Origin of the sequence: Kitasatospora sp. NPDC057692 (assembly GCF_042799475.1) — a bacterium.
Lineage (GTDB): Bacteria > Actinomycetota > Actinomycetes > Streptomycetales > Streptomycetaceae > Kitasatospora.
This window is the reverse complement of sequence record NZ_JBHVIV010000119.1, coordinates 9,373-21,089: the sequence shown is the minus strand read 5'-3', so window position 1 is coordinate 21,089 and position 11,717 is coordinate 9,373. Positions and strand designations below refer to the sequence as shown.

10 protein-coding genes are annotated in these 11,717 nt (G+C 74.1%); 2 read left to right on the top strand and 8 right to left on the bottom strand.

Annotated features, from left to right (window positions below; translation table 11 throughout):
* Positions 1-205: 205 nt before the first annotated feature.
* From ACFVFS_RS37315 to ACFVFS_RS37280, 8 genes are all read right to left on the bottom strand, one after another.
* On the bottom strand, positions 206-751 hold the full coding sequence (locus tag ACFVFS_RS37315) for an EF-hand domain-containing protein (protein WP_380629430.1): 546 nt from the start codon (positions 749-751) through the stop codon (positions 206-208).
* A gap of 145 nt (positions 752-896) precedes the next feature.
* Positions 897-1,418 carry a pyridoxamine 5'-phosphate oxidase family protein gene (locus tag ACFVFS_RS37310; protein WP_380629429.1) on the bottom strand — a complete coding sequence of 174 codons (522 nt, stop codon included), beginning with the start codon at positions 1,416-1,418 and terminating at the stop codon, positions 897-899.
* On the bottom strand, positions 1,415-1,783 hold the full coding sequence (locus ACFVFS_RS37305; protein WP_380629427.1) for a hypothetical protein: 369 nt from the start codon (positions 1,781-1,783) through the stop codon (positions 1,415-1,417). The genes ACFVFS_RS37310 and ACFVFS_RS37305 overlap by 4 nt, the downstream gene beginning before the upstream one ends.
* Before the next feature lie 29 nt (positions 1,784-1,812).
* Positions 1,813-3,018, bottom strand: coding sequence for a GNAT family N-acetyltransferase (locus tag ACFVFS_RS37300; RefSeq protein ID WP_380629425.1), 1,206 nt, complete (start codon positions 3,016-3,018; stop codon positions 1,813-1,815).
* 16 nt (positions 3,019-3,034) lie between these two features.
* Complete coding sequence (locus tag ACFVFS_RS37295) at positions 3,035-3,772, bottom strand: class I SAM-dependent methyltransferase (RefSeq protein ID WP_380629423.1); 738 nt, start codon at positions 3,770-3,772, stop codon at positions 3,035-3,037.
* 162 nt (positions 3,773-3,934) lie between these two features.
* Positions 3,935-4,558, bottom strand: coding sequence for an SMI1/KNR4 family protein (locus ACFVFS_RS37290; RefSeq protein ID WP_380629422.1), 624 nt, complete (start codon positions 4,556-4,558; stop codon positions 3,935-3,937).
* A gap of 378 nt (positions 4,559-4,936) precedes the next feature.
* Positions 4,937-5,092, bottom strand: coding sequence for a hypothetical protein (locus tag ACFVFS_RS37285; protein ID WP_380629421.1), 156 nt, complete (start codon positions 5,090-5,092; stop codon positions 4,937-4,939).
* 668 nt (positions 5,093-5,760) lie between these two features.
* Positions 5,761-6,744 (bottom strand): helix-turn-helix domain-containing protein, encoded by a 984-nt coding sequence (locus ACFVFS_RS37280; RefSeq protein WP_380629420.1) that lies wholly within the window; start codon positions 6,742-6,744, stop codon positions 5,761-5,763.
* Between the two features lie 649 nt (positions 6,745-7,393).
* Between ACFVFS_RS37280 and ACFVFS_RS37275 the strand changes: the two genes are divergently transcribed.
* A complete protein-coding gene (locus ACFVFS_RS37275; RefSeq protein ID WP_380629419.1) occupies positions 7,394-8,446 on the top strand; it encodes a LacI family DNA-binding transcriptional regulator in 1,053 nt (350 codons plus the stop codon).
* A 191-nt stretch (positions 8,447-8,637) separates the two neighbouring features.
* Entirely contained in the window at positions 8,638-11,562 is a 2,925-nt protein-coding gene (locus ACFVFS_RS37270) for a polysaccharide lyase family 8 super-sandwich domain-containing protein (RefSeq protein ID WP_380629418.1), read from the top strand.
* Positions 11,563-11,717: the final 155 nt, after the last annotated feature.

The following is an 11,717-nucleotide window of genomic DNA, read 5'->3' as shown; positions in this document are numbered from 1 at the left end:
GGGTGGGCCGCCCCCCGGGGGGGGGGGCCCTCCCCGGCTGCGGAGCGGGCCCGCTCGGCCCCCGGCGCCGGCCCCCGGCGCCTCCGGCATTTCGGTCGGAGACGGGGCCGACGCGACCTTGACGGCAAGTGCACCGGTGCCGAGTCGGGCGGTGCGCTGCTCTGCGGTCGCGTCGCGGTCGGCGCGCGCTGTCGCGCGCCGACCGTCAGCCGATCGGTCCGAGGAGGTAGTTGCCCGGCGCGGCGGGGTCGTCGCTGAGGTAGAACTCGATGATCGCCTCGCGGAACTCGTCGAGGCTGATCACCCCGTTCCCGTCCCGGTCCAGGCGCGGGAACGCCTGCTCGGAGTGCGCGCGGGGCACGCCCAGCTGCTCGTACATGTGGATGTACTCCTCCTTGCTGAGGACGCCGTCGCCGTTGGTGTCGTAGGCGTTCAGCAGGGCGTCGGCGATCGCCAGCACCGTGCTCTCGAAGTGCGCGGGCGTGGTCACGTCGGCCGTCATGACGGTGAGGAACTCCTGGCGCGAGACCTGTCCGTCGCCGTCGGTGTCCCCGTGCTCCACCAGGAGCTGCCACCAGCGGGCGAAGGCGTCGTGGAGGGCCTGGACGGTGGCCTGGTCGTCCCGGGTCGCGGTCCGGGCGAACACCTCGGCCGTGCCGCGCAGGTCCTCCTGGGACAGCTGTCCGTCCCCGTTCAGGTCGAACCAGTCGAACAGGGTGCTGAACTTCCGGCTCTTCACAGGCGACGTCATGTGGTCCCTCGATTCCCTGGCCGCGCGGGCGGCGTGCGGCGACATGCGGCGAACGGTAGAGGCGGCGGTCCGGAGGGGCGCCCCCGAAACGCCGGGAGGCCACCGCCGCGGGTGACGGCGGGAGGGCGGCGGTGCGCCAGGTGGCTCATCCGGCCTCGGTGAGGGCACGGAGGGGGACCTCGATGCGCTGGTCGTGCTTGTCGAGGAGCCAGCGGTCGATGTCGAGCAGCCACCAGCGGGCGACCTCGACGGTGTAGAAGCGGCGGGGCCCCGGACCCCGGAAGTCGGATTCGGGCAGGAGCCACTCGTTGCGCACGGCGGGGTCGGGGAAGTTCAGCTCGTAGTAGACCCGATGGTGTTCGGCCACGCCCTGGTCGTCCGTGGTGCGGCAGGTGCCGGTGAACTGGGCTCCGTCCAGGCCGAGTCCGGGAAGGCCGGTCAGGTAGAGCGAGCCCGCGACGCGGGGGTGATGGCCGATGTTGCGCGAGTGCAGGGCGGTGCGCAGCGAGTAGTAGAGCAGCCGCAAGGGGGTGCCGGGGGCGCTCAGCGGTACGAAGTTGACGGTGGAGGCCCACGGTTCGGTGCCGTCGGTGGTGGCCAGGGTCATGAACCGGGCGTGGGCGAGCAGGTGCCCGCTGCGGCGGAGGAGTTCGTCGGTGACGGTCACGGGGTGCGTCCTGGTGCGGGGGTGCGGTCGAAGCCGAGGGGGACCGGAGGGTCGCTGAGCAGGGTGGCGTCCAGCAGGGTCCACCAGCGGGTCTGTTCGGTGCGGCGGCGTTCCCAGGCGGGGTCGCGGCCGCGTTCGGCGACTTGGCGGCGGTAGCGGCCCCAGCCGGCTTCGTCGGCGAAGCCGACGGTGTGTTCGATGGTGTGGACGTGGGTGCCGACGGTGCGCACCGCCCACCGGGTGCGCAGGACCGTGTCGAGTCCGTCGTAGTACCAGGACTCGCGGGCGCGGACCCAGTCCCAGAAGGCGTGCGGGTCCGCCTCCGCGGCCGGGGTGGGCTGGATCAGGTAGACCAGGTGCAGCACGGCGGGCCTCCTTGCGACGTCGGCGGTGGTCAGCCGGTCGGGGGAGCGTCGGGGCCGTCCTGGGCCCAGTCGTTCCACTCGGGTGCCAGGGCCCAGGGGCGGGCGGCGCACCGGCCGGTCCAGAGCCGGGCGGTCCGGGCGTTGTGCCGGGCCGCCGTCCGCCGGTCGCAGAGCCGCCCCTGCAGGGGCAGGACGACGGCGGCGAGCGGCGAGAGCACGGCGCCCTGGCGGACCTTGATCTGCCAGGCGGAGACGGCCAGGCGGTAGCGGTGGAAGCCGCCGGCGGCCGCGTAGTCGACGGGGGCCTGGTAGCAGAGCACGAAGTACTCGCCCTGCGGCTGGGCGGCGCGGTAGTCGAAGCCGAAGTAACGGGCGTAGAGCCGGTCCCGGTGGCCGTAGCAGACGGTGACGGCTACGGGGCGGCCGTCACGGACGGCGAAGCAGCCGACGGCCCGGTCCAGCACTCCCGTCGTCGCCTGGGCCGCGAAGGAGCGGAGCATCCAGGCGGGGTCGGCGGTGCCGCCGTGCCGGGCACGGGTCTGCGTCACCAGGACCGCGGCCTGCCGGGCCGCGTCCCCGTGGGCGAGGGGCCGCCATTCCAGGGCCGTGCCGCCGCGCTCGCAGGCGCGTCGTTCGGCCCGGCGGCGGGTGCGGTCGGGCTGGCTCATCCGCGCCAGGTGCTCGTCCCAGCCGCCGGTCGGGACGGCGACGTTGGCGTCCGCGTCGTGCAGCAGGACGCTGGCACGGGGCTGACTCCGGGCGACGTCCCGGGCCTCGTCGGCGCTCAGGTAGGGCGTGACGACGCCGGCGAGGCCGCGGTCGCGCGCCAGTCGCAGCGCCCCGTCCCACAGGGCCTCCAGGGTGCGGTCGCGCTCCTCGCCGCGGGTGCAGGCCAGTTCGTTGTAGGTCGAGCGCCGGGCGCCCAGCCACAGCCATCGCGCGGACCGGGCGGCCGCCAGGTCCGGGAGCAGCGTTGGCAGGTGGAACAGCCCGGGTTCGTCGTTCTCGCCGGGCCAGATGGACAGGGCGCCCAGCAGCCGGTCGCCGCAGGCGGCGGTGAGCGCACCGGTGTCGCCGTGGGCCAGTTCCAGCGCGCGCACCCAGGCGTTGCTGTTGTAGAAGTTGTCCGGGCCGATCAGCCGGTCCCACTGCGCGGGGTCGACCTCCGCGGGGGTCGACGGGACTCCCGCCTCGATCGGCCCGGGGCGGCGGTGGACCCGTGGTGTGGTCGCCATGGTGGTGCCTCTGGGGTCAGGCTCGGGTGCAGGTGATGAGTGCCGCATGGGGGCAGGCGAGGTACGGCCGCCAGAAGTCCTCGCCGTAGCGGGCCGTTCCGTCCCCGGAGACCTGGAAGGCGGGCCAGGAGATCGAGGCGAAGCCCGCCTCCCGCAGGGCCCGTTCCAGGGTGGCCCGGCTCCAGTACCGTGCGGTGATCCGTTCGTCGTATCGGCCGAAGCACAGTTCCAGCGTCACCCGCGAGGCGTCGTGGCGCGACTCGGTCTCCACCAGGCGCAGACCGTAGCGCTCGTAGTAGGCGCGGTCGCCGTGGAAGTCCGGGTTCACCGGCAGGGTGACGAACCGGCCTCCCCGGCGGAGGGCCCGTGATGCCAGGGCGCACAGCGAGAGCAGTGCTCCGTAGTCCTCGGCGTACGGCAGGACGTAGACGGCCACGCACGCGTCGAAGGTGTCGTCCTCGAGGAGGTCGCTCCGCTCCGTGTACTCGATTCCCAGCGGCGCGGCGCGTTCGGCCTGCCGCGCGATGTCGAGCATGCCGCCGGAGACGTCGTACCCGGTCACTCTCGCCGCTCCACGCCGCTTGAGCTCCCGGCTGTACAGGCCCGTCCCGCACCCGACGTCCAGGGCGTTACGGCCGACGACCGCTCCCAGCGCGGCGAACACGCTGAACGACTCCAGATGTCTGCGCCAGGGGAGGAGGGCCATCTCCTCGTACATGTCACCGAGGGTGTCGAACTGGTCATCGCCGCCCATGCCTTCGATTGTCCGCCCGGTCTCCCGGCCGTGCCCGGCCAAGCCCGCCGCCGGCACCTGCGTGCTCGACCGAGCCGCCGACCGGCGTCCCAGCCCCGCCTCAGGGCGTCCGGTTCGGGCGCTCTGCTGGGACGGTCCTGGACATCCCCGGGTGCTCAGGCGTCAAGCAGGAGCGCCCTCACTCGCGGTGGGTTGCCAGGCAAGATCGAGTTCGCCGTCGACTGTGGCGATGCCGGGTGCCTGCGAGCCGCCCAGAGCCGCGTGGCTCAGCAGAAAGGGCGTCCCGGTTTCGAGGGCTTGGGCGATGTCCTGGAGCATCGAGGTGACCGAGGCCCAATGAGGGACGTCCAGGATCCAGCTCTCGTGGTCCCAGAGGAGCACCGCTCCGCAGGTGTCACCGGGTCGCAGGTCGACGATCAGTCCGTCACCGCCGGGGCTCAGCGCGATCGGCATGAACTCCCGCAGATAGCGCGCCTCGGGCTGACCGTCCTCGTCGAACGACTCGCCTTCCTGCTCGGCGACCAGCAGCCAGATCTCGTGGGTCTCCAAGGCCGTGTCCAGCGAGACCGGAGCGAACTCGTCAGGAATCCAGTCGTTCGCGCTGACGTCGGACAGCAGCCACCAGGCTCGTAGGTCTGCGGGTAGCGGCGCGCCGAGATCCGCCTCGAACGTGTTGAGGCGCGCGACATCCGACGCGGGCCGCAGGGGGCCCCGTCGGGTGTGCGCGGCGAGCCAGGTTCCGATGCGGCGCCAGGCGGTCGGGACATCGTGATCAGCCGTTGTCATGGTGGGAAGTCTGCCTCACCGATGTGTCAACAGCTCGAGCCGTGCAGCACTGAAGCAGCTGGTGAGGCTGCGGATGCGACAGAGGCCGGTGCGGGAAGGGCGGTGTTCTCGTCGAAGGCCAGGCGGTTCCGGAGGCGGTGGAAGAGCCGGCTTTGCAGGCGGTTCAGGAGGTCGTGGTGGACGCCGGAGTGCCAGTCGGATGAGGACTGTCCCACCCTGTTCTCCTGGTGGGAGGTCGCTGGGGCGACCTGGGACAGGGCCGGGACGGCCGACGGCTACCGGTTGCCGCTGGCTTCCTTGATGGCGGCGAGCAGCCGGGCGTGGACCGCGGTGGCGGCTTCGCGGGTGGCCGGGTCGGGGTCCTTGAGCTGGGGGCGATCAGTTCGGCGGCCGCGGCAGGAGCGGAACGGGGACGGTGGCCTCGCGCAGGTGGAGGAGCTGGGAGGCGGCGCGTGCGCCGGGGGTGGCCCGGGCGCGGGCGTCGGGGATGAGGGCGCTGATCCCGCGGGGCAAGGAGGACTGGCTGCTGGTCACCCGCCCCATTCCTCCGTGCCCCGGGCGCCCGTGATCACCACGGCCGGTCGCCGGGTTCCTCGCCTGGCAGGGGGCCGTGGTGGTGGCGGGCGATGGCCTCCAGCAGCGCCTGACGGGCCTGGTGCCGGCGGGCGCCCTCGGCATGGCCGACATCGGCGGCCCCTTCGGGCGGCGCCTTGGTCCTGCACGGCCGTGGTGAGCGCGCGGCCCAGCTTGCCGATCGCGTACCCCTCGATCACCCCGGCCCGGGCCGCGGTGCTGCAGGCCGAAGGCATCACCTGCATCGGGAGCTGCCTCACCAACCCCCTGGTACCACTGCCGAACAACCTGCCGGAGAAGACGATCCAGGAAGGCGAACTCCAGACCGGCGCCGACGCCCGGGTCCTCGGCCGGGACAACCGCCCGGCCGGCCAGACCCGCTTCCTGCGGGACCACGACGGGAACGGCGTGCTCTGGGTCGCGCCCTCCTGCTGGAAGAGCAAGGAGCCCAGCTCCTTCGACAACGCTGCCACCCCGGTGCGGAACCGGGGCGGGGGAGCGGTCGACCTCTCCTTCAGCACCGACTGGACGGGCTGCCTCGGCACCCGTCCCGTTGAACTGGAAGGGCGACCTCGCCGCGGACCACGACGGCCGGCCGAGCTCGGTCGACGTGCGCTGCCCGTAGCCGCTCACGACAGCGCGCCGCCTGCGGCGGCGGCCCGGTGGTCGGTGGCGGTGGTGCCGTACTCGGCCCGGAACGCCCGGCTGAACGCGGCCGCGCTGGTGAACCCCCAGCGCATGGCGATCGCGTGCACCGGCACCGCCGCCAACCGCCGGTCCGACAGGTCCGTGCGGCACCGCTCCAGGCGGCGCCGGCGGACCGCCGCCGCAACGCCGCCGCGCTGCTCACGGTGGAACAGCCAGTGCAGGGTGCGCAGCGAGATGTGGTGGCGGGCGGCGATGGCGGCGGGTGACAGGTCGGGATCGCCGAGGTTGTCCTCGATGAAGGCGTCCACGCAGGCGAGCAGCAGCCGGTGGCGCGGCTCCGGGGGCAGCCGGTCCTGGACGCCCAGCAGGTGGGCGAGGAAGGCGGTGGCCAGCTCGCGGGCCGCGATCCCGAGCCGGGCGGCCTCGTGCTCGGCGATGCCGGGCGCCGCCCGCACCACGCTCCGCAGGAAGCCGGCCAGCACCGCGCCGACCCCGCCGCGGGTAGAGGCGGAGCGGGCCAGCAGACCGTCCAGCCGCCGGTGATGGATCGGCAGTTCGGCCGCCGGGAGGTGGAGGATCACGGCGCTCGACACGCCGCCGGGCAGGCCCCGGCCGTCGAAGGGCCGGGAGGTGTTCCAGAGCACCAGCGACCCGGCGGCCATCCGGGTCTCGTTGCCGGCCTGGGCGATCCACATCGCGCTGCCCCGGATCAGCGCCAGCTCGTACACCTCCGGGTCGGAGCGCCGGATCAGGGCCGGGGTGCGTTCCGAGCGGATGGACGGGAAGGACATCGTGGTGAGCTGCTGCGCGGAGCCGAGCGCCAGGCTGCCGACCGTGGCGGGGAAGTCCCGGGCGTGGTCGGTGGTGATCCTGGTCGGCGCGACGTCCCGTGCGACCATCTCGCACCACCACTCGAAGCGGTGCTCCGGGACGACGGCGGAACTGTCCAGCTGCTGGTAGGCCATCGGCCGCTCCCTGCTCTCCCCCGGGCGTCCCGCTCTGCGGCCGCCCAAGCATGGCGCTGTCGTGACATTGCCTTCGGCCCCAGCTTCCGCAGCGCGCGACCACGCTCACAAGACACCTCCGCGCCATCTCCTGGCGCTGACCAGCCCGAATATGCCGGTGGCTCCTGCCGGATCCGCCACCTGCCGACGTCGATCCGGAAAACCCCGGACCGGCCGGCGAACCGCGGTCCGCCTGCGGCCCACTGGGACGGGAGACACCTCGGGGGGCGGAAGCGGCGGGAGCGGCGCACCCGAGGACGACCGAATCCGGCCGGTCCGGGTCTCCGCTCAGCGGTTCGATCCGGTGCCTGTGGCCGGGGGCGTCGACGGAGGTCATGAAGAGCGTGCAGGCCGCGACGCCGACCACCGCCTGCTGCGCCCGCACCGCAGCGGCCCAGGCGATGGTGCCGACGTGCGTGCCGGGGGAGGGCGGGTCCCGGCCCCGGCGGCCTCTCCCTGTCCGGCCACCACCTCGCCCATGCCGCGGCGGCCGGACTCCTGCTCCTCGTCGGCCTCCCGGGCCGCCGCCCACCTCACGGAGCACCGACACGGCGGAGTAGCGGCTCGGATACCCTGTCGGCCCGGAACCTGCCGAACGGGGTATGCCGCCATGGGCGTGACGCTGGACGATGTGGCACGGGAGGCCGGGGTCTCCCTGGCCACCGCCTCCCGGGTGCTCAACGGGTCGACCCGCAAGGTCGGTTCCGAGCTGGCCGAACGGGTGCGGGGCGTCGCGGCCGCGCTCGGCTACCTGCCGAACGCGCCCGCCCAGGCGCTGGCGCGCTCGACCACCGCCACCGTGGGCATCCTGCTGCACGACGTCTCGGACCCGTACTTCGCCGCGCTCGCCCGGGGCGCCTGCGACTCCGTGGTGGCGGCGGAGCTGATGCCGCTGGTGGTCAACACCGACGGCGATCCGGCCGCCGAACTGCGCGGGGTGCGGATGCTGCACGCCCAGCGGGTGCAGGCGATCGTCCTGGCCGGGTCCGGCTACACCGATCCGGAGGCGGCCGCCCGGCTGAACGCGGCGCTCGCGGACTACCGGGCCGACGGCGGCTCGGTGGCCGCCGTCACGGACCACGGGCCGGAGTACCACACCGTCCGCCCGGCCAACCGGACCGGCGCGGCGGAGCTGACCAGAGCGCTGCTGGCGCTCGGGCACCGGGACTTCGCGGTGATCACCGGGCCGAGCCGGCTGCGGGTTCCGGGAGAGCGGCTGGCCGGGGTCCGGGAAGCGCTTTCCGACGCCGGGGTGGCCCTGCCCGGGTCTGCCGTGGTGCGATCCGAGTTCACCCGTGAGGGTGGCCGGCGCGCGATGGCCTCGCTCCTCCGGGGTGACGAGCGGGGCAGGATCCCGACGGCGGTGCTGGCGCTCGCGGACGTCTGCGCCGTGGGGGCGCTGGCCGCCCTCCGGGAGCGCCGCATCCGGGTGCCGGAGGACATCTCGGTGGCCGGGTTCGACGACATACCGCTGGCGGAGGACCTCAGCCCGCCGCTGAGCACCGTCCGGATACCGCTCACCTTGATGGGCGCCGAGGCCGTCCGGCTCGCGCTCCGCCCCCCGGCGGACACGGTCGGCAGCTTCGAGGCGCCGGTCCAGGTGGTCCTCCGCGCCACCACGGGGGCACCTCGCACGGGGGCACCCGGGGTATCCCGCCGCTGAGGGACGCCGACCCCAGCCCCTGCCCCTGCCCGGCATGCGGGCGCGGAGCAGTCGGCCCGCTCCAGGCGGAAAGCGCTTACCAGACTGCAGCCACGCTCCCTCCCGGTCTCCATCCCGACCATTGACGACCCTTCGGGAAAGCGCTTACCGTCGTCCCGCCCGGCCCCCACCTCCCAGGAGGACCTCCCCTCATGCCCACCGCGCCGAACCCCGCCCTGCTCTCCCGCCGCCGCCTGCTGCAGCTCGCCGCCGTCGGCACCACCGCCCTCACCCTCGGTGCCCTCCCCACCCCCGCCACGGCTGCGGCCGACGCCTACGACACCCTCCGCCTCCGCTGGCGCGACCTGCTCACGGGCACCGGCTTCGACCCGGTCACCGCCCCCTACGCCACCACCCTCGCCGCCCTCGGCGACCGGGCCCGCACCCAGCTCCAGGCCATGGCCCCCACCTCCACGTCCCTCTGGCCGGACCTCCCCCTGGGCACCAACTCGGCGAACGTCACCGCCTCCCACACCCGCCTGCGCACCATGGCCATGGCCTGGGCCCAGCCCGGCACCGGGCTGACCGGTGACCAGGCCCTGGCCACCGCGATCACCACCGGCCTGAACCACCTCAACACCACCACCGGCGCCTACACCCCCACCGCCACCGCCTACGGCAACTGGTGGGACTGGCAGATCGGCACCCCGCAGGCCCTCCTCGACATCTGCGTCCTGGTCCACGAGCTCCTGACGCCCACCCGGCTCTCCGCCCTGCTCTCCGCCGTGGACCGCCAGGTCCCCGACTCCCAGGTGTCGAGCTACACCGGCACCAGCACGGGCGGCAACCGGGTCGACCTCTGCCGCGTCCTGGCCCTGCGCGGCGTGCTGGGCCGCACCTCCGCCAAGCTCACCACCGCCACCACCGCGCTCTCCCCGGTCTTCCCGTACGTCCTGGCCGGCGACGGCCTGTACGCCGACGGCTCCTTCGTCCAGCACACCTGGGTGCCGTACACCGGCTCCTACGGCGAGGTGCTGCTCGGCGGCCTGAGCAGGCTCTTCGCCCTGCTGGCCGGCTCCGCCTGGCAGATCTCCGACCCGTCCCGGCAGAACGTCTTCGACGCCGTCACCGACGCCTACGCGCCCTTCCTCTACAACGGCCTGGTGATGGACTCCGTCAGCGGGCGGGCCGTCAGCCGGGGCCGCCAGAGCGGCGACCAGTTCCAGCTCCAGCAGGACGACCACACCCGGGGCCACACCCTGATCGGCCACATCCTCCGCCTCGCCGACTCCGGCGCCGCACCGGCCGCCCAGTCCGCCGCCTGGCGCTCCGCCGTGAAGGGCTGGCTCACCCGCGACTACTACCTCCCCTACCTCTCCAACGCCTACCTCGACGTCCCCGAACTCGCCCGCGCCCAGGCCCTCCTGAACTCCGCCACCACCGCCTCTCCCGAGCCGCTCGGCGCCCGGGTGTTCGCGATGGACCGCGCCGTGGTCCGCCGCTCCGACTGGGCCGCCTCGCTCAGCCTCTGCTCCGCCCGCACCACCTTCTACGAGACCGGCAACGGCGAGCACCTGCGCGGCTGGCACACCAACAACGGCATGCTCTCCTGGTGGGGCGCCACCTCCGGCAACGGTCAGTACTCGGACGCCTTCTGGCCCACCGTTGACCCGTACCGCCTCCCCGGCACCACCGTGTCCGCCAAGCCGCTCGCCGACGCCGCCGGCGGCACCTGGGGCGCACCCCGACCGGACTCCACCTGGGCCGGCGGCGCCACCGACGGCACCTACGCCGCCGTCGGCCAGGACCTGCGCGGCCTGTCCTCCACCCTGACCGGACGCAAGTCCTGGTTCCTGCTGGACGACGCGGTGGTCTGCCTCGGCGCGGGCATCAGCTGCACCGACGGCACCCCGGTGGAGACCGTCGTCGACAACCGCAACCTCGGCCCCGCCGGCACCCACGCCCTCACCGTGGACGGCGCCGCCCAGCCCACCACCCTCGGCTGGTCCCAGCGCTTCGACGGCGCCCGCGCCGTCGCCGTCGCGGGCTTCGGCGGCTACGTCCTGCCCGCCGGCACCACCCTCCAGGCGAAGCGCGAGGCCCGCACCGGCAGCTGGCACGACATCAACACCAACGGCTCCACCGAGCAGCTCACCCGCTGCTACCTCACCCTCTGGTTCGACCACGGCACCAACCCCACCGACGCCGGGTACGAGTACCAGTTGCTGCCCGGCGCGACCGCCGCGGCCACCGCGGCCCGGGCGGCCGCCCCCACGGTCACCACCCTCGCCAACTCCCGGACGGTCCAGGCGATATCCGACTCCGCCTCGGGTGTCACCGCCGCCAACTTCTTCGCCGCCGGCACGGCCGGGCCGCTCACCGCCTCCGCCCCCTGCTCGGTGCTGGTCCGCGACACCGGCAGCACCCGCACCGTCACCGTCGCCGACCCGTCCCGCCGGGCCGCCACCGTCACGGTCACCCTCGCCGGCACGGGCCGCCCCACCGCGGCCGCCGAAGGCGTCAGTGTGCTCTCCACCGAGGGTACGGTCACCCTCCTGGTGGAGCTCGGCGGCACCCAGGGCGCCGGCCGCACCATCACCCTCACCACCGCCTCCGGCGCCCCGGCGACCGCCACCGCGACCCTGCTCGACCCCACCCAGGACAGCTTCGTCCGCGACGGTTCCTACGCCACCACGAACTACGGCACCGCTACCACCCTGACGGTCAAGAACACCAACACCACCAACAGCGGCTTCAGCCGCCGCGCCCTCTTCACCTTCGACACCACCGCCGTCCCCGGCACCGTCCGCCGCGCCGTCCTCTGGGTCCACGGCGCGGTCGCCGACTCCGGCGGCACCCTCGCCACCCTCCAGGCCTTCACCACCGCCCCCACCCCCTGGACCGAACCCACCGTCACCTGGGCCGACGCCCCCGCCCTGGCCCAGCCCCTCGGCACCGGCCGGATCTCCGCCACCCCCGACTGGATCCCCCTCGACGTCACCTCCGCCGTCACCCCGGGCAACCCCTCCCTCACCCTGTCCCTCTTCCAGCCCCTCGCCACCGTCGGCCTCGCCGTCAACCTCGACGCCCGCGGCCACGCCGCCTTCCACCCCGTCCTGCAGGTGATCAGCTCCTGACCGGCCACCGCCGCACCACGGCACCGTGAACGGCTCCGCCCCAGGCGGATGCGGTGGCGGGGGGGGGGGGCCCCACGCCCCCCCCCCCCCCACCCCAACCCCCACCCCCCGCCCACGAGCGGGGGGGCGGGGGGGGGCCGGGGACGCGCGGGCCC

Bases quoted from the DNA above. Each gene is read 5' to 3' on its own strand.
- ACFVFS_RS37275 (WP_380629419.1), top strand. From the start codon at position 7,394: ATGGGCGTGACGCTGGACGATGTGGCACGGGAGGCCGGGGTCTCCCTG.
- ACFVFS_RS37270 (WP_380629418.1), top strand. From the start codon at position 8,638: ATGCCCACCGCGCCGAACCCCGCCCTGCTCTCCCGCCGCCGCCTGCTG.
- ACFVFS_RS37295 (WP_380629423.1), bottom strand. From the start codon at position 3,772: ATGGGCGGCGATGACCAGTTCGACACCCTCGGTGACATGTACGAGGAG.
- ACFVFS_RS37315 (WP_380629430.1), bottom strand. From the start codon at position 751: ATGACGTCGCCTGTGAAGAGCCGGAAGTTCAGCACCCTGTTCGACTGG.
- ACFVFS_RS37300 (WP_380629425.1), bottom strand. From the start codon at position 3,018: ATGGCGACCACACCACGGGTCCACCGCCGCCCCGGGCCGATCGAGGCG.
- ACFVFS_RS37290 (WP_380629422.1), bottom strand. From the start codon at position 4,558: ATGACAACGGCTGATCACGATGTCCCGACCGCCTGGCGCCGCATCGGA.
- ACFVFS_RS37280 (WP_380629420.1), bottom strand. From the start codon at position 6,744: ATGGCCTACCAGCAGCTGGACAGTTCCGCCGTCGTCCCGGAGCACCGC.